Origin of the sequence: Actinoplanes sp. NPDC049681, assembly GCF_044465265.1 — a bacterium.
Taxonomy (GTDB): Bacteria; Actinomycetota; Actinomycetes; order Mycobacteriales; family Micromonosporaceae; genus Actinoplanes.
In genome coordinates, this window is the sequence record NZ_JBITLP010000007.1 from 133,615 (window position 1) to 150,842 (window position 17,228).

Genomic DNA, 17,228 nt, shown 5'->3' on the forward strand with positions numbered 1-17,228 from the left:
GCCACCGCGTCGCAGCGCAACCCCCGGCACGCGCTGGTGATCGCCACCTCGCGCTATACCGGCGCGTACCATGACCTGCCGGCGGCGGAGAACGACGCGACGAACATGGCGGCATTGCTGTCCGACCCGGAGGTCTGCGGGTTCTCGGTGGCGCCGGTACTGGTGAACGCCTCGCGCACGGAGATTCAGGTCGCGGTGAACGCCCTGTTCGCCGACCGTGTCAAGGACGACTTCGTGGTGCTGTACATCTCCGGCCACGGCCTGCGGGATCGGGACAAGCGGTTGTTCTTCGTCACCGCGGACACCAGGTCTGATCTGGTGGAGTCGACCTCGGTGCCGGCGGCCTTTGTGTACGACCTCGCCACCCGTACCAAGGCCGGCCGAGTCGTGATCGTTCTCGACACCTGCTACAGCGCCGCGTTCCGGACCAAGGGAACCAACCTGCGCCAGCCGATGCTGCTCGACCAGGAACTGCAGGCGGCCGCCGCGCGGGGCGTCTGTCTCCTTTACGCCTCCCGGGCCGGGCAGTACTCGTACTGGTACAAGTCGAAGAGTACCGGTCTGACCGGCTCGATCTATACGACGGCACTGGTCGAGGGCATTCGCAGCGGGCTCGCGGACGTGGGCAACAAGGGAAGGATCACGGTCTCCGAGGCGCACCGGCACGCGTACGCGGTGGTGCTGGAGGAGGAGCCGGACCAGACACCGCAGATCGAGCTGCTCGGCGCCGAGGGCGGCGAGATCGTGCTGGCCCGTAACCGGACCGGCGACACCGGGCACGCCGACGACATCTACAAGGTGGTCGGTCTGCTGCGCAGCCCCCGGCCGGATTTTCAGCGGATGGCCGTGCAGATGCTCGGCGACCTGCTGACGGACGAGAAGCCGGCCAGCCGGGCCGCCGCCCGGGAAACGCTCGAAGGGTTGGTCGTCACCAACGATCTGGCGCTGGGTCCGCTCGCCCGGGAGCAGCTCGCGTCGGCCGCCGCCAATCCCGCCGTGTCCAAACCACGACCGGTGCGCCGCCGGCCGTCCCCCCGGCCCCGCCGTGAGCCCGAGATGCCGATCTCCCCGCCGCCCGAACCGGCTCCGGAAACCTCGCGGCCGGTCGACGACGACGAGGTGTTCGGATTCCGGGATCCGGCCTTCGAGTCGGACTATGTGTCGCCGGACTCTCCGGCCCGCGACTACGAGTCGCCGGTGTTCACAGAGGAGGAGCTCCTGGGCATCAGCCCGGTCGAGGACCCGCTCGGGGTCTATGGGCGCAGGCGACTGCCGCTGGAGGACGAGCCGACCACCCTGGTCGTCCGGTATCTGTTCCCCACCGAGCGGTATCGCGGCGAGTGGCGCCGGCATCGCGCCGATCCGATCGTGTGCGCCGCGCTGTCCGGGCTCGCCTCGGGTGCGGCTTTGCATGTGGTCATCCCGGCCGCCTGGCGGCTGCCCGCGCAGCTGTACGGGCTCGCCACACCTACACTCGCCACCGGTCTGCTGATCGCGGTGGCTGTCGTGACCGGATGGCGCGCATTGACCTGGACGTGGGGGCGTTTCGTCCTGACCAACCGGCGCGTCATCCTGGTCCGCGGGTTCCTGTGGCGGCGTACGACCTCCGTCCCGCTGATGCGCATGACCAACGTTCGAACCTCGCAGTCCCCCCTGGGGGCCCTGCTGGGTTTCGGCACGCTCTCCTTCGACGCGGGGCGATTCCGGGTGTACCGCATCCGGCATCTGCCCTCGCTCAACGAGATCCACCTCCGGATGACCGAGGAGACCTTCGAATCGAACGCGGTGGAGGCCCGCCTCGGCAAGTCTCCCGACTACGACTCCTGACGGCCGGGCGCGGGTGGCGGCTCCGGTTCGATCCTCCAGGGCGCCGGCCCCGGTTCCTCCAGGAAGTTGTCGTCGTACAGGTCGTCGTACCGGACGCCCGGATGCAGGTGGCTCGGCAGTGACTCGTCCGCCGTGGTGACCTGCTCCCAGAGCACGCGGACCCGGCCGCGGTTGCGCCGGTCCACCTTCACCGGCAGCGAGGCGCCCACCTCCGGCCACTTCGTCCAGGGGACGTGGTAGTCGACGACGGTCACCGGCGAGAGCATGTGCCAGCTGGGCATTGTCAGGGTCAGCTCGCAGCGCGCAGTGGTGCCCGAGAACGGGCGCGGCGTGACCTTGAGAACCTTCGCGGTGGCGTCCTGCCAGTCGAGACTGCGCTCGACGCGGACGGCCACCAGCCACAGCAGGCCGGCCAGGGCCAGCCCCGCCATGCCGTACCGCGCCACCGTCCACCGCTGGGAGCCGACCCCAAGTAGTCCGGTGTAGACCGCGCCCAGCAGGATCAGCCACGCGAGGGCCCGGCCCGTCGAGCTCACCGATTCGCGATCCATCCGCCACCTCATCTCCCCAGTACACACCCGGGAGGTGGGCGCCTTCACCGGTACCCGCGGACGTGCGGGCAGTTGAGGACTCGATCAAGGCGGTCGGGATTCTTGTGGCCGTTGCTCTGCGCGGCGGCGGCCTCGGCGCCATAGCGAAACAGCAGGACAAAGCCCGCCGCTGCGGGACGCGAGTACTCCGGGATGGTCCACACGACAGGAGCCCTGCGCAGGGTGACTAACTGGGTGACGATCAAGGCACACAGCAGCGAACATCCATGGACGTCGGAGGACGGTATGAGCAGCTCAGCAGCCTTCTGAATGCTGGTCTACACCCGGTGCCGGTCTGGGGGTCAAGGGGTCGCAGGTTCAAATCCCGTCAGCCCGACTAATCTGACCAGGGGATATCATTTTCATGCATATCCCCGGGGCTGTTTTCCGGGCGATATGGTCGCCAAGTGGTCGCACCCAGGCACGGATTTCGCATAGGCGTGCTCAGGCTGCTTTCTTGGCGGCGTTGTCCAGTTCGGCCGCATCACGCTGGTGTAACGCGACGCGGCACTGCCTGACTCGCGCAACGGGCCTGGGGTCGGCTACCACCATCGAAAAGGGTCTACCGGCTAATGATGTACAGGATCTAAGAAACGACGCGTCAAGAGGTACTGACAAATGTCACATGACGTGTCGGTACGCGATGATGCAGGTGGCGAGCCCAAGAAGTCTGACCGCCGCCCGCACCCACGGCGTCATCGACGCGCTGGCTGGCGCCGGCGTCATGACGTTTGCCGACGAGGCGTACCAGAGGGCTGGCGAAACCATCCGCACCCCGCACAAACGCCACCTCTGCGCGCGGGAAACGGTCGTCGTCGGTGTGCGCGGTCAGTTCCGCCGCCCCGCTCCCGTCGGCGGCGGCGAGCCGGGTTCAGGGGCGGGCGGAGGCGGTCATCCGGAACAGCCCGACGTAGCTGCCGCGCCAGTAGCCGAGCGGGAAGCGTCCGGTGTTGGCCCGGCCGCTGCGCATCCGGCCGAGGACGACCATGTGGTCGCCGGCGTCGACGGCCTCGTGGACCTCGCACTCCGTGTGGGCGACGGTGCGGGCGAGGACCGGCATGCCGAGCGTCGGGCCGGGCGCCCAGTCGGCCAGCGCGAACTTGTCCGTGGTGCGGCCGGCGAACAGGTCGGACAGCTCGCGCGCCTGGGCGTCGAGGAAGTTCACCGCAAAGCGGCCGCAGCGGCGCAGCGTGTTCAGGGTGCGGCTCGGCGTGCGGACGCAGCACAGCAGCAGCGGCGGGCCGGCCGACACCGAGCACACCGCCGAGCAGGTCAGGCCGTATGGCGTGCCGTCCTCGTCGATCGTGGTCACCACGCTCACGCCACTGGCGAAGGACCCCATGACGGCACGGAAATCCTCGTAGGACAGCGCCTCCTCGGCGGGCTGGCCGGGGCCGTTCTCCGGCTCGTCGCTCATCGACGTTCCTTTCCTTTGATCGAAGACGGAAGGTCCGGGTCGGGTTGGGAGGGGGCGCGCTGGCATCAACTCATCGTGTGCGGAATAATGTGGCCAAGCGCGGGGGCGATCGGAGGCGAAGTATGGACCCCGGCACGGTCTGGGACCAGCCGATGCAGCCCACGCGTCGGATGCTCATTGATGCTGCGCAGCAGGAGATCTTGGAGCGCGGCTACCACGGCACCAGCCTGAGAGGCGTTGCCCGCCGCAGCGGCGTGGACCCAAGCCTGGTGCGGCACTACTTCGGCTCCAAGGACGAGCTGCTCATGCAGGCCGTTCAGGGCCATATCGACCCCGTGGAGTTCGCCAAGGAGATCCTGCGCGGCGCGCCGGGTGCGGTCGGTTCGCGGATCGTGCGGTTCATGCTCGGATTCTGGGAGGACCCGGCGTCCACCAAGTCGCTGGTCCGCCTGGTCTCGACGCTCAACAGCCCGCAGATCGCCGACCTGATGAAGGATGCGTTCATCGTGCCTTTCTTCGGCGCCATTGCGGCCGAGGTCAGTCCGGATCGGCCGGAGCTGCGCGCCGCTCTGGCGGCCTCGCAGATGATGACGCTGGGCCTGAGCCGCTATGTGCTGGGCGCGCCGACGCTCTCGCGGATGGAGCGACAGGAGTTGGTGCGGATCGTCGGGCGCAGCCTGCAGCGGTGTCTGACCGGACCCCTCCCGGAGGCCAAGGATGGTCGGAGCGGGGCCGTCGCCGCGGCGAGGACAGGCGAGAATCATGGCTAGTCCGCCTCTGGGGCTCCGTGGCAATTCATCATCTGTAGAAGTTTAGGTTTCGTCGCGATGGTGGTCAATGGGCGTGGCGTACCGCAGAGTCCGCCGCCCCTCGGGTCAGCGGCAGTCGTCGAGGTCTGGTTCGTCGGCGTCGACGACGTGGTTGCCGCGGAGCGCTGCCTGCCGTTGCTGGCCCCCGAGGATCGGGCACGGCTCGGCCGGCTGGCTCCGCCGTTGCGGCACCGCCATGTCTGCGCGCATGCGGCCGCCCGCCTTCTCGCGTGCGCGGCGATCCCGGGGGAATCCCCGGCCCGGGTGCTGACGCGGACGGTCGACGGCCGGCTCGCGCTCGCGGCGTCCGCGGCGCCGCCGGACGGGCGGTTCGATATCAGTCTGGCGCACGCGGGCGACGCCGCGGCGATCGCATTCAGCCGATGCGGAGCCGTCGGCGTGGACATCGAGGTCGTCGGCGCGCTGGGGGAGTCGGAGGAGCGGCGGCTGGCCCGCTATGCGTTGGCCGAGCCGGAGTTCGCCCAGTGGTGCGAGGCTGCTGCGGAACTGCGAGCGCGGCTGCTCACCCGCGCCTGGACGCGCAAAGAGGCGGTGCTCAAGGCGCTCGGCCTCGGCCTCGCCGGCGATGTGCGCAGCGTCGCGACGAGGCTGGATCCGGACGTCGAGGCGGCCGCCGGTACCGACCGGACGCAAGCCGTGGTTCGGATCGACGGCTTTCCCGGCCTGGCGGGAGCGCCCTCGAATTGGACTCTGCGTGATCTTCCCGATGAGCCGGGTCTTATTGGTTCGTTAGCGGTTCGGGCGCCGAACGTGACGGTTAGATATCGGCGATCTGGTATATTTGGCTTGCTTGAAAGAATGGATCCGGGGTCCTAGTGGAGATGTTTGAAGAAATGGTGACCGGCCGAAATACGCGCCCGCCGAACCCGAAGAAGCGCAGCGGGCGACGCGTTGGTCCTAGCAACTCCCACGGTGCGATCCTGCACACTGCCCGAACGCTGTTCGGCGAACGTGGATTCGACGGCACGACGATGCGCGGCATCGCTCAGGCGGCGGATGTCGACTCCGCATTGATCCACCATTTCTTCCTCTCCAAGGAGGGCCTGTTCCTGGCGGCCGTGCAGAATGCATTCGTGGTCCCCGGGCTGGTCGAGATGGTCACCGAGGGGGACCCCGAGGGGGCCGGCGAGCGGCTCGCTCGCGCCTTCCTCGCCCACTGGGAGGACCCGGAAGTCCGGCCGCAGGTGGAGGCGCTGATCCGCTCCGTGCGGGCCTTCGAGGAGGCGGATTCCGCGCTGTGCGACTTCGTCGGGGGCGAGGTGATGCTGGACGTCACCACGGCGCTCGGTCACGGCAAAGCCGAAGTGCGCGCCGCGCTGCTTGGTGTTCAGCTGATCGGGATCGTCTACCTGCGCCTGGTACTGAAGGTGGAGCCGCTCGCGTCGATGAGCGTGGACGACCTGGTGTGCTACGTGGCCCCCACCTGTCAGGGATACCTGACGGAGCGCCTCTGAACCGCGGCGCCGGGGCACCACGACCATCGGCTCGACCGGCGCCGCCGGTCGAGCCGATGCGCCGTTTCACGGGACGCCGGACGATTTCTCGGGCGGAGCGGTCACCGCACGACCGGCTCCGATAGGGGGCCTGCTTCCGGCTCCGCTTTGGCTGTCGCCGTCCGGCGGCGGGCGGTGAACCCCGGCGCCGGCACCCGCAGCAGATTCAGCAGCGGGCCGGTCAGCGCCGTTGTCACGAGGGCCATGATGACCAGGACCGTGTACAGGCCGCGGCTGATGATGCCGTCCTGCAGCCCGATGTTCAGCGCGATCAGCTCGGTCAGCCCGCGCGTGTTGAGCATCGCGCCGACCGCGGCCGCCTCCCGCCGCGGCAGGCCCCCCAGCCGGGCCCCGAGGTAGCCGCCGCCCAGCTTCCCGGCCATCGCCAGTACACACACCACGGTCAGCAGAATCCAGGCGGAGCCGGTCATCCCGCTGAGGTTCACCGGCAGGCCTGCGACCACGAAGAACACCGGCATCAGCAGTGATCCGGCCTGTTCGATCGGGCGCACCAGATCGGCGTCCGGGGCCCCGTCCTCGGTCCGCGGCATGATGAGCCCGGCGAGGAACGCCCCGAAGATGACGTGCAGACCGAGAGCGGACGTGGCCCAGGCCGAGGTCATCGCGATCGCGACGATGACCGGCACGTTGCTGCGGGCCAGTGCGCCCGGGCGGCGCAGCCAGCGCAGCAGCAGCGGCCGCACGGCGAACACCATGACCAGGACGTAGCCGACGAACAGCGCCAGCGTGATCAGCATCGAACGGCCGGCGGCCGTGGCGGTGCCGTCCATCAGCACCGCGGCGGTGAGGGCAAGCCAGCCGACGCCGTCGATCGCGCCGGCCGTCGCCAGCGCCACCACGGCGGGCCGGGTGCTGCCGATGCCGCGCTCGCCGACAATGCCGGCGAGCACCGGCAGCGCGGTGATGGAGAGGGCGACCGCGATGAACAGGATGAACGCGCCGCGATGCTGCCCGGTGCCGCCGGTGTCGCGGTAGAGCGAGCCGAACGCGAACACCGAACCGCCACCGAGCAGCATGGGCACGACGAAGGCGGCGGCCGCGACGGTCGGCACCAGTCGACGCTGAATGCGCAGGACCCGCAGATCAAGCTCGTAGCCGACGGAGAAGAGGAAGAGCACCAGGGCTACCTGAGCGACGACGTTGATGTAGGGCACGACCTGTGTCGGAAGCAGCTCATGGAACAGCTGCGGCCAAATCCGGCCGAGCACGCTGCCACCGAGCGCGATGCCGGCCGCGATCTGGCCGATCACCTCCGGCTGGCGCAGCCGGCGGCACAGTGCGCCGAGCGCGAAGCCGAGGCCGATGATGATCGCGCAGCCGGCCACGACATGGGTCACGAGCAGGTCGGTACTCACCGGATCTCCTTCGGGATGGACGGCGACCACCGAACCGGTGCAGGACGCTGTGCAGCGTGACCCGCTAGGAGCACGATGGTCGCCGTCGGCGAGATCCGTGATGTTCAGGACATCCGCCCGGCGAGTGCTCGAACTGGTGCCCGTCTCCGACGACTGCCCTCAGTCAGACGCCCGGTGAGGGTTTCCGTCATCGTCGATCATGGCGCGCAAGCTGTCGGTGGCTTCGAGGTGCGGCTGGGAAATTCTCCAGGCGTTGAAGACAGCCTATCCTCGAACTCGTCAGGTGTGGAAGAGCCGGGGAGCAAGTTCAATCGATATCAGCGAGAGTGTCGCCGGCGGTGCGACCGCTCAGGCGGTGACGCTTCGGCCGGCGAAGGCAATGAGCCGCTGGGTCGGGCTGGCGTCCGGCCCGGCCGGCTGCTCGGCGTCGTAGGGCGTGCTGGTGCGGTCCTCGGGGAGGATGGCCTGCAGCACCTGGAAGCAGGTCGCGATGACGGGATCGGGCAGTTCGAAGCCCTGCCCGGTGGCCTGTGCCAGGTCCCAGCCGTGGAGGCTCAGCTCGTTGATGCGGATGGCGATGAGGCGGCCGCCGGGGCGTTCGCCCATGGGAGTCTTGAAGATCTGCGTCAGCACACCCTCGGCGGATGCGGCCTCATACAGGGCTTTCGAGGAGGCGAGGACCGCCGCGTCCGGGTCCGCGCCGACATCCACGGCGGGCGGCTCGGCCCCCGTGATGACGCGGGTGAACATCAGGTTGCCCTTTACCACGTGGTCGATCAGATCCCGCACCGACCATTCCGGGCACGGGGTCTTGAGCGCGAGCTGGTCGGGCCGCACGCCGGCCGCCAGCTTCGCGAACGCATCGGTCGCGAGCTGGAACTGCCCCAGGATTTCGACTGTCATGGCACCAGGTATAGCACCGGATCGCTAGCCGTGCAACGAAATCTTGGAGCCCGGGGCGGTCGGGTTGCCGCTCACGATGGCGGTTGACATCAATCTATGACTGCGTCATATTCCACATACGGCGAAATCATCGCCTGTTGAGTGCCTCGCTCGTCGGCTGATGCGGATGACGAGGCCGCGTCCTCGTGGCGCGGTTGTGAGGAGATTGAGCATGTCCGTGGAATCCCAGTCGCCAGCGACGGCTGCCGCCACGGCGGCCGGCTGCCCGGTGCACTTCGAGGCGGCGGCTCCCGCCGCGGCGTCCGGCTGCCCGGTGCGGCTGGACGCGGCCTTCGGGCACGAGCCGTACCAGACCTACCGAGAGCTGCAGGACGCGGGACCGGTACAGCCGGTGGTCCTCCCCGACGGTTCCGAGGCGTTCATGGTCACGCGCTTCGAAGACGTCCGGCAGTGCTACTTCGATCACAAGCGGCTCTCCAGCAACCTGGAGGATGCGCCCAAGCCGCCGGGCGCCGACTCCGCCCCGCCGGTCGGCGGCCTGGTGCTGCGCCGCGACGAGGTGTCCGGGCACATGATGATCAATCAGGACCCGCCGATCCACACCCGGCTGCGCAAGCTGCTGGTGCAGGCGTTCGCGGCCAAGCGGGTCACGGCGATGGAGCCGCACATCGTGCGGATCGCCAATGAGCTGATCGACAACTTCCGCGACAGCGACCGCGCGGATCTGGTCAGTGACTTCGGCAAACCGCTGCCGGTGCGCGTGCAGTCCGTGCTGCTCGGTGTCTCGCCCGCGAAGCAGGAACAGCTGATCTTCGACATGGACGAGCTGACCGGCGGCAAGGACACCGAGACCTCGCAGAAGGCCCTCGACCGGATGAAGGTCCTCATCGCCGAGGAGATCGAGCGCAAGCGGGTGGAGCCGGCCGAGGATCTGCTGACCTCGCTCGTCAAGGCCAAAGAGGAGGACGGGCGGTGCGAGGAGATCGAACTGCTTGCGGCCGCGATCCACGTGATGACGGCCGGCTACTTCGGTGTCCAAGGCATGATCGGCAACTGCATGTACTGGCTGCTGAAGGATACCGAGGCGAGGGCGCAGCTGCTCGCCAACCCGGACCTGCGCACCACGGTGATGGACGAGATCTTCCGCCTCGACGGCCCGCAGCAGCCGGGCTCGGTCCGGTATGCCCTGGAAGACGTCGAGGTCGGCGGCGCGGTGATTCCCAAGGGCTCAATGGTGATCCTCTCGCTCGGCGCGGCGAGCCGGGACCCACGGAAATTCGAGAACCCCGACGTGATCGACATCTTCCGGGAGAACGCCAACGACAGCATCGCGATGGGGGCCGGCGTCCACTACTGCCTCGCCTCCCGGATGGCGAACACCGAGGTGGGCCTGGCCTGTCTCACGATGCTGCAGACCTTCCCCAAGCTGCGTCTGGCGGTGCCGGACGAGGAGCTGCGGTGGGAGCTGCGCATCCCGATGCGATCGCTGGACCACCTGCCCGTCCTGCTGCGCTGAGGTTCCGCTCGGCGTAGGAGTCCGTCCCATTCTTCGACCAGCTCGCCAATCGGGGGTCAAGCGTCCATGGCAGAGGAAAGCGTGAACTCTTCGGCGCCGGCGGAGTCCTCCGTCGACACCCGGCGCCTGCTCGCGGAGGCGCTGCGCCGCATCGGCGAGCTCAACGCCGTTGCCGGACACCGGGTCGCAGAACCGATCGCGATCATCGGCCTCGGCTGCCGGATGCCCGGCGGGGTCGCCGACCCCGAGGGCTTCTGGCGGCTGCTGGTCGACGGCGTGGACGCCACCGGCGAGTTCCCCACCGCCCGTGGCGGGGCCGCGCACTACTACGACCCGGATCCCGAGGCCCCGGGCAAGGCATACGTGACCCGTGGCGCCTTCCTCGACGAGGTCGACCGCTTCGAGCCCGGGGTCTTCGGGATCTCGCCGCGTGAGTCGGTGGGCATGGACCCCCAGCAGCGGATGACCCTCGAGGTGGTGTGGGAGGCGCTCGAGCGGGCGGGATACGCCCCCGACCGGCTCGAGGGCAGCAGCACGGGCGTGTTCGTCGGCGTCTCGACGACCGACTACGTGCGGGCCCGCCAGCACGTCGGCGACATCCGGGACATGGATGGCTATCAGCTGATCGGTGAGCCCGCCTTCATCGCCGGGCGGGTGTCCTACACCTTCGGGCTGATGGGGCCGAGCAAGGTGGTCGATACCACGTGCTCCTCGTCGCTGGTGGCGCTGCACGACGCCTGCGAGTCGCTGCGGCGGGGCGAATGCGACATGGCGCTGGCCGGCGGCGTGAATCTGATGCTCACCCCGTACAGCTTCGTCCTGCTGAGCAAGTTCCGCGCCCTCTCACCCGACGGGCGCTGCAAGACCTTCTCCGCGGCGGCCGACGGCTATGCCCGCGGGGAGGGCGTCGGCATGGTCGTCCTCAAGCGGCTCTCCGAGGCGGTGAGCGCGGGCGACCGCGTACTCGCCGTCATCCGGGGCAGCGCCGTGAACCACGACGGGCGCTCCAGCGGGATCTCGGTACCGAGCCTGTCGGCCCAGCAGGCCGTGATCAGGTCCGCGCTCGAGCAGGCGCGGCTCGACCCCGCCGAGATCGACTACGTCGAGGCGCACGGCACCGGGACCGCGCTGGGCGACCCGATCGAGCTCCGGGCCCTACAGGAAGCCCTTGGCCGCCACCGCCCGGCCGGCGATCCCCTGCTGGTCGGCTCGGTCAAGACCAACATCGGCCATCTGGAGTCCGCGGCGGGGGTGGCTGGCCTGCTCAAGCTGGTACTCGCGCTGGAGCACGGCGAGATTCCGCCGCACCTGCACCTGACCGAACCGAATCCGAACGTGGACTGGAACGCGCTGGCCATCGAGGTCGTCACCGGTCGGCGCCCCTGGCCGGGCGATCGGGCCGGCCGGCTCGGGGCGGTCAGCAGTTTCGGGGCCTCCGGCACCAACGCGCACGCTATCGTCGGCGCAGCGCCCGAGCCCGTTGCGCCGGACGCTTCCCGCCACCGGGACGTCGATGCGATCACCCTCTCCGCGCGCAGTGAGACGGCCCTGCGCGCACTCGCCCGCAAGCACGCGGCCGCCTTGCGGGAGCCGTCGGCGCCGGCCCTGGCCGACGTCTGCTTCACCACGCACGTCGGCCGCTCCCGGCTGGGTTTCGGGGTGGCGCTCGCCGCAGCCGACTCGGCCGAGCTCGCGGACGGGCTGGAGGCGTTCGCGGCCGGGCGACGGGAGAGCCGGGGGGTCACCGCGCGCCTGGCCCCGCACCGCCATCGCAAGGTCGCTTGGCTGTTCACCGGCCAGGGGTCGCAGTACCCGAGGATGGGTGAGGCGCTGAGGGCGGAGCCGGTGTACGACGAGGCGATCCAGGAGGTCGCCGCGCACGTGGACCCGCTGCTCGGCGGATCGCTCGCGCAGCTGCTCGCGCGCTCCGCGGCGGACCCGGCCGATCCGCTCGACCCGTCCTCCCCCCTGCACCGCACCGGGAACGCACAGCCTGCCCTGTTCGCGGTGGAGTTCGCGCTCGCCCGGGTCTGGCTGTCGTGGGGCGTCGAACCGAGCGCGATGCTCGGGCACAGCATCGGTGAGATCGTGGCGGCCACAGTCGCCGGCGTGATGGACCTGCCCGATGCCTGCCGGCTGGTGGTGGCGCGCGGCCAGGTCATGCAGGCGCTGCCCGCCGGCGGTGTCATGGCGACGGTCGTGTGTGACGAGGCCACCGCGCTCGAGGCGATCGCGCCGTTCACGGGCACCGTCTCGGTGGCGGCGGTCAACGGCCCTGCGGACACGGTCATCTCCGGCGCGGCGGAGGACGTCGCGGCGGTGACGGCCGGACTGCTGTCGCGTGGCATCAAGCACCGGCTGCTGACCGTCTCGCACGCCTTCCACTCGCCGCTGATGGACCCGGCGCTGGCCCACCTGCGCGAGACCGCGAAATCCATTGCGTACCGGGCGCCGTGTACGCCGCTGATCTCCAACGAGACCGGCCGCATCGTGCGGGACGACGAGATCGACGCCGAGTACTGGGTGCGCCACGCCCGCGGAGCCGTGCGGTTCGCGGACGGCATCAGGACGCTGTACGACGCCGCGTTCCGGACCTTCCTCGAGATCGGCCCGCAGCCGGTGCTCTCCGGCCTCGCCGCCCGCGGCCTGGACGACCCCGCCTGCGAGTTCGTGTCGAGCCTGCGGCGCGGCACCGATGATCGCCGGTCGCTGTCGCTCGCTGTCGGCGCGCTGCATCTGCGTGGCGCCACCGTCGACTGGGACCGCTACCACGCCGGCACCGGCGCGCGCCGCGTGCCACTGCCCACCTATGTGTGGGAGGGCGACTCGTACTGGTTCGCGGAGGCCGGCGCCTCGCGGGCCGAGGCGCGCGGGGACGTGGTCCCGGGAATCGGGCTGCGGCTGCGGTCGGCCCGGCCGACGTACCAGCTGGCCATGGACTCGCCGTGGTGGGTGCCGGCCGGGGAGGCCGAGGGGCCGGTCGGAGTGTCCGTCGGCTCGCTGGTCGAGCGGGCGCTGGCCGCGACCGGCGACGCGATCGGCGGATCGTGGACCGAGGCCGTAGACGTGACGATCGTCGAGCCGCTGGTGCCCGATCCGGAGCGGACGGTTCAGCTGGTCATTACCGGGGAGGGTCCCGCCGCCGTCGAATTCGAGGTACGGAGCATCTCGCCGGCCGAGGAGGCCTCCGCCGCCCCGTGGCGCCTCCACGTGAGCGGCGGGTTGCGGCGCAAGCCGAGTGCCTCCGCGGACGGGTGGGAGAGCCGAACCGAGCCGGGCGCTCCGGCCGGCTATGCGGGTACCGCGTGCGACGAGTTGCCGCCGGGCCTGCGCCTGCTTGCGGCCGAGACGATCTCCCGCGCCGAGCGCGGCCCGGACGGTGTGTCGGTGGAGCTGCGCGGCGGGCGCGATCTCGCAACTGTGCTGGCCACCGCCGTCGGGGCGACGCTCTGGGCCGCGGGGGAGGACGGACGGCTCGCCGCCCTCGGTGCCGTGAGCTGCTCGGCGCCCGAGGACGTCCGCTTCGTGTACGCGGATGCCCGGCGCGCCGTCCTGCTCGGCGCGGCGCATGAGCGGCTCGGCGCGGTGGACGGCGTGCAGATCACGGCGCCGCCGACCGGCCCCGCCCCCGAGCCCTGGCGCGACCCGGACGAGTTGCTGTACCGCATGGTCTGGGAGCCCGTCGACGACGCGGACGACGCCTCGCCGACGGACCTGCGCGGCACCGACGTGCTGGTGGTCGGCGACAGTCCCGGCGCGGCCGATGACCTCGCCGGCGCGCTGACCGCGGCGGGCGCCGTCTCCACGGCCGTCGCTCCTCCCGCGTCGGCGCCGGGCGATGTTCCCGGGGTCGCGCTGTACCGCGACGCGCTGCGCTCGATGCTCGCCGCCTGGCAGCGCGGGCCAGGCGACGGATCGAGCGCCCAACGCGGGTCCCGGATCGTGCTGCTGACCGGCCTCGACGCCCCTGCCCTGGAAGACTCCGGCCCGGGGGCGCTGACCGCCTTCCGTGATCGGACCGAACTGCTCGCGCTCGGCCTGGTCCAGGCGTTGCACGCGGACGCCTCCCTCGACGGGGTGAGGCTGACCATCGTCACCCGGGGCGCCGTCTCCGCCGGCGAGCAGCAGCGGACCCATGCCCCGACCGCCACGCCGCTGTGGGGAGTCGGACGCGTGATCGCCCTCGAGCATCCCCAGCATTGGGGCGGCGCCATCGATCTCGACCCCGACCGTGCGGATGGCGACGACGTCGCCGCCGAGCTGGTCGAGGCCCTGGCCTGGACCGACCGTGAGGACCAGCAGGCGCTGCGGGGCGACGATCGCCTGGTGGCCCGGATCGTCGCCGCCCACACCCCGCACGAGCAGCTGCGTCGTAAGGTGGCGGTCCGCCACCGCGGCAGCTATCTCATCACTGGTGCGTTCGGCGGCATCGGCCGTGAGCTGGCCCGGTGGCTCGCGCTGCGCGGGGCCGGCCGGCTCGTCCTGCTCGGGCGCACCGTGGTGCCCGAGCGCCCCGACTGGGACGACCCGGCGCTGCCCGAGTCCGTCCGGCAGCGCGTCAACCTGATGCGCGAGCTCGAGGGGATCGGCGCCGAGGTCGAGGTGGCCTGCATCGACGTGACCGACGGTACGGCGGTGGCCGCGCTGGTCGCTCGGTTGGCCGCCGACCCGGACCGTCCGCTCGTCGGCGTCGTCCACGCCGCCGGCGTCTCGGGGCCGCAGTTCGTCCGGGAGGTCGAGCGCGCCGAGTACCACAAGGTGTGGGCCCCCAAGGTGCTCGGTGGTCTGGCGCTACACCGCGCAACCGAAGGCGTACCCCTCGACTTTTTCCTCGGGTTCTCCTCGATCGCCGCGACCTGGGGCTCCCAGCACCTTGCCAGCTACGCCGCAGCCAACGCCTTCCTGGACGAGCTCGCCTTCCACCGCCGGGCCCGGGGCGAGGCCGCGCTGACCGTCGCCTGGTCCTCCTGGGAGCTCGAGTCCGCGCTCTTCGACAACGAGATCGCCGCCTTCCTGGCCAAGGCGGGCCTGGTACCACTGTCCAGCCCGCAAGCGCTGGCGCTGCTCGGCACGCTGCTGGCCGGGGACGAGGTGCACCAGGTCGTGTGCTCCGCCGACTGGCCGGTCTACTCGGCGACGCTGCAGGCCCGCGCCGAGCGCCCGGTTCTGCGCCGGATCGAGACGACCGCCGCCCGGCCGGATCCCGGCGCCCCCGCCGTGGTCCGCGATGCGGTGCTCGCCGCCGCTCCCGCGGACCGCCATGCCCTGGTCGACGCATACCTGCGTGAGCAGCTGGCCCAGCTGCTCCGGCTTCCCGTGGCCGACCTGGCCGGGGAGTTCCACCTGCTCGATTTCGGCCTGGACTCGCTGATGGTGATGGAGCTGATCAGTCGGTGCCGCAAGGACTTCGGTGTGGAGATCTCCAGTCCTGAGTTCTTCGCAACCGACGCGAACCTCTGGGCGGCGTTCCTGCTGGCCCGGGTCGACGAAGGCCACACCGGTTCGGAACTCGCCCTTGCCGCGGAGGTTCCTGCGGCTGACGAAAGCAGGTGAAGCAGTTGGATACAGCGCAACGCTTAACGGATTCCGATCACCGGTATCAGGTGGCAATCCTGGGCGCGGGCATCGCCGGGTCGATGCTCGCGGCCGTCCTGGCCCGTAACGGTGTCCGCGTCCTGCTCGTCGATGCCGGCCTGCACCCCAGGTTCGCGGTCGGCGAGTCGACCATCCCGTACACCTCGGCACTGGTACGGCTGATCGCGGCGCGGTACCACGTTCCCGAGATCGCCGCCCTGGCCACCTACGCCGACATCCGGGACAACGTCTCCCGCAATTGCGGACACAAGAAGAACTTCGGCTTCGTGTATCACCGGCCTGGCCTGACTCAGAACCCCGCGGAGGCCAACCAGCTGGTACTGCCGGTCGCGCTCCAGACCGAGACGCACCTGTTCCGCCAGGACGTCGACGCCTACCTGTACAACGTCGCGCTGAAGTACGGCGCCGACGCCCGCACCGGCGTCCGGATCGCCGAGGTCGACGTGGACGGCGGCTCGGGGGTGGTGCTCCAGGCGCAGTCGGGGGAACGGTTCGAGGCCGAGTACATCGTCGACGCCTCCGGATTCCGTTCGCCGCTGGCCGAGCGGCTGAGCCTGCGCGAGGAGCCGACCCGCGCCCGGTCGCACACCCGATCCCTGTTCACGCACATGATCGGGGTGAAGCCGTACGACGAGACGCCGACGGGCGGCCTGCAGGGGCAGCCGAGCCGTTGGCACGACGGCACGCTGCACCACATCTTCGACGGCGGCTGGCTGTGGGTCATTCCGTTCGACAACACGAAGGACTCGCTCAATCCGCTGTGCAGCGTCGGGCTCACGCTCGACCCGCGGGTGCATCCCAAGGGCGATCTCGGTCCGCAGGAGGAGTTCGACGCGTTCCTCGCCCGGTTCCCCGACGTGGCCAAACAGTTCAAGAACGCGCGGGCCGCGCGGCCCTGGGTGTCGACCGGCCGGCTGCAGTACTCGTCGAAGCAGGTCATCGGCGACCGCTTCTGCCTCACCTCGCACGCCGCCGGCTTCATCGACGCCCTGTACTCGCGCGGACTGACCAACTCGTTCGAGGTTGTCAACGCGCTGGCCGGCCGGCTGATCGAGGCGAGCCGCGACGGCGACTGGTCGCTCGAGCGGTTCCAGTACGTCGAGGAGCTCCAGCAGGGTCTGTTCGACGTGCACGACGACCTCGTCTACACCTCGTTCGTCGCTTTCCGCGACTACGACCTGTGGAACGCGGTCTTCCGGACCTGGGCGCTGAGTACGGTGCTCGCCGCCCTCACCCTGGAAAACGCGTACTTCGCGTTCGAGCGGGACGGCCGCGACGAGGTCTTCCAGGCCCTGGAACAGGTCCGCTACCCCGGCTCGCCGTTCCCGGTCAGCGAGGCCTACAACGAGATGCGCTTCACCGCCCTCGAGCTGTGCCGTCAGGTGGACTCCGGGACGCTGGACCCGAAGGTGGCCGCGAATCGCCTGTTCCAGGTGCTGCGCGAGGCCGACTACGTGCCCGAAGCCTTCAAGATCGGGGTGCCGGAGGAGCACTACATCTACATCACCCCGCCCAAGATGGTCCAGGCGGCGAAGTGGGCCGGCACCAAGGCCCCCAAGGAAGTCGGCGAGCTCATGCACGGCGCCATGAGCGGCCTGGTCAAGGAGCGCGTGCGTAACCTCGTGCTTCGCCTGCGCCCGTGATCACGCCCCGAGGCCCCGGCTTATCAATCCAGCCGGTC

Annotated in this window: 12 protein-coding genes and 1 pseudogene; 8 read left to right on the top strand and 5 right to left on the bottom strand. The window is 70.2% G+C overall.

Features of this window, described 5'->3' with window-relative positions; translation table 11 throughout:
• The first annotated feature begins 36 nt into the window (after positions 1–36).
• Complete coding sequence (locus tag ACIBO8_RS25800) at positions 37–1,827, top strand: caspase family protein (protein ID WP_396117866.1); 1,791 nt, start codon at positions 37–39, stop codon at positions 1,825–1,827.
• Here ACIBO8_RS25800 and ACIBO8_RS25805 read toward each other — a convergent pair.
• Both ACIBO8_RS25805 and ACIBO8_RS25810 read right to left on the bottom strand, forming a co-directional pair.
• Entirely contained in the window at positions 1,815–2,378 is a 564-nt protein-coding gene (locus ACIBO8_RS25805) for a hypothetical protein (RefSeq protein ID WP_396117867.1), read from the bottom strand. The two genes, ACIBO8_RS25800 and ACIBO8_RS25805, sit on opposite strands and share 13 nt — an antisense overlap.
• Positions 2,379–2,422: 44 nt before the next feature.
• Positions 2,423–2,623, bottom strand: coding sequence for a hypothetical protein (locus ACIBO8_RS25810; RefSeq protein ID WP_396117868.1), 201 nt, complete (start codon positions 2,621–2,623; stop codon positions 2,423–2,425).
• A 452-nt stretch (positions 2,624–3,075) separates the two neighbouring features.
• Between ACIBO8_RS25810 and ACIBO8_RS25815 the strand changes: the two are divergent.
• Positions 3,076–3,207: pseudogene (locus tag ACIBO8_RS25815) on the top strand (IS5/IS1182 family transposase); the annotation flags it as partial.
• Between the two features lie 81 nt (positions 3,208–3,288).
• On the opposite strand, the gene ACIBO8_RS25820 reads toward ACIBO8_RS25815, so the two are convergent.
• Positions 3,289–3,834: a flavin reductase family protein gene (locus ACIBO8_RS25820; protein ID WP_396117869.1), complete on the bottom strand. Its 546-nt coding sequence runs from the start codon at positions 3,832–3,834 to the stop codon at positions 3,289–3,291.
• 122 nt (positions 3,835–3,956) lie between these two features.
• Between ACIBO8_RS25820 and ACIBO8_RS25825 the strand changes: the two genes are divergently transcribed.
• The 3 genes from ACIBO8_RS25825 to ACIBO8_RS25835 are packed head-to-tail and all read left to right on the top strand — an operon-like array spanning position 3,957 to position 6,118.
• Positions 3,957–4,604 (top strand): TetR family transcriptional regulator, encoded by a 648-nt coding sequence (locus tag ACIBO8_RS25825; RefSeq protein WP_396117870.1) that lies wholly within the window; start codon positions 3,957–3,959, stop codon positions 4,602–4,604.
• Between the two features lie 57 nt (positions 4,605–4,661).
• Positions 4,662–5,480: a 4'-phosphopantetheinyl transferase family protein gene (locus ACIBO8_RS25830; protein WP_396117871.1), complete on the top strand. Its 819-nt coding sequence runs from the start codon at positions 4,662–4,664 to the stop codon at positions 5,478–5,480.
• A gap of 5 nt (positions 5,481–5,485) precedes the next feature.
• A complete protein-coding gene (locus ACIBO8_RS25835; protein ID WP_396118216.1) occupies positions 5,486–6,118 on the top strand; it encodes a TetR family transcriptional regulator in 633 nt (210 codons plus the stop codon).
• Positions 6,119–6,219: 101 nt separating this feature from the next.
• Here the strand turns inward: ACIBO8_RS25835 and ACIBO8_RS25840 are convergent, their stop codons facing one another.
• Complete coding sequence (locus tag ACIBO8_RS25840) at positions 6,220–7,533, bottom strand: cation:proton antiporter (RefSeq protein WP_396117872.1); 1,314 nt, start codon at positions 7,531–7,533, stop codon at positions 6,220–6,222.
• A gap of 348 nt (positions 7,534–7,881) precedes the next feature.
• Complete coding sequence (locus ACIBO8_RS25845) at positions 7,882–8,436, bottom strand: TIGR03086 family metal-binding protein (protein WP_396117873.1); 555 nt, start codon at positions 8,434–8,436, stop codon at positions 7,882–7,884.
• Between the two features lie 211 nt (positions 8,437–8,647).
• On the opposite strand from ACIBO8_RS25845, the gene ACIBO8_RS25850 reads away from it, so the two are divergent.
• From ACIBO8_RS25850 to ACIBO8_RS25860, 3 genes are all read left to right on the top strand, one after another.
• A complete protein-coding gene (locus tag ACIBO8_RS25850) occupies positions 8,648–9,952 on the top strand; it encodes a cytochrome P450 (protein ID WP_396117874.1) in 1,305 nt (434 codons plus the stop codon).
• Positions 9,953–10,033: 81 nt separating this feature from the next.
• On the top strand, positions 10,034–15,505 hold the full coding sequence (locus tag ACIBO8_RS25855; RefSeq protein WP_396117875.1) for a type I polyketide synthase: 5,472 nt from the start codon (positions 10,034–10,036) through the stop codon (positions 15,503–15,505).
• Positions 15,506–15,555: 50 nt separating this feature from the next.
• A complete protein-coding gene (locus ACIBO8_RS25860; protein ID WP_396117876.1) occupies positions 15,556–17,190 on the top strand; it encodes an NAD(P)/FAD-dependent oxidoreductase in 1,635 nt (544 codons plus the stop codon).
• The last annotated feature ends 38 nt before the right edge of the window (positions 17,191–17,228 follow it).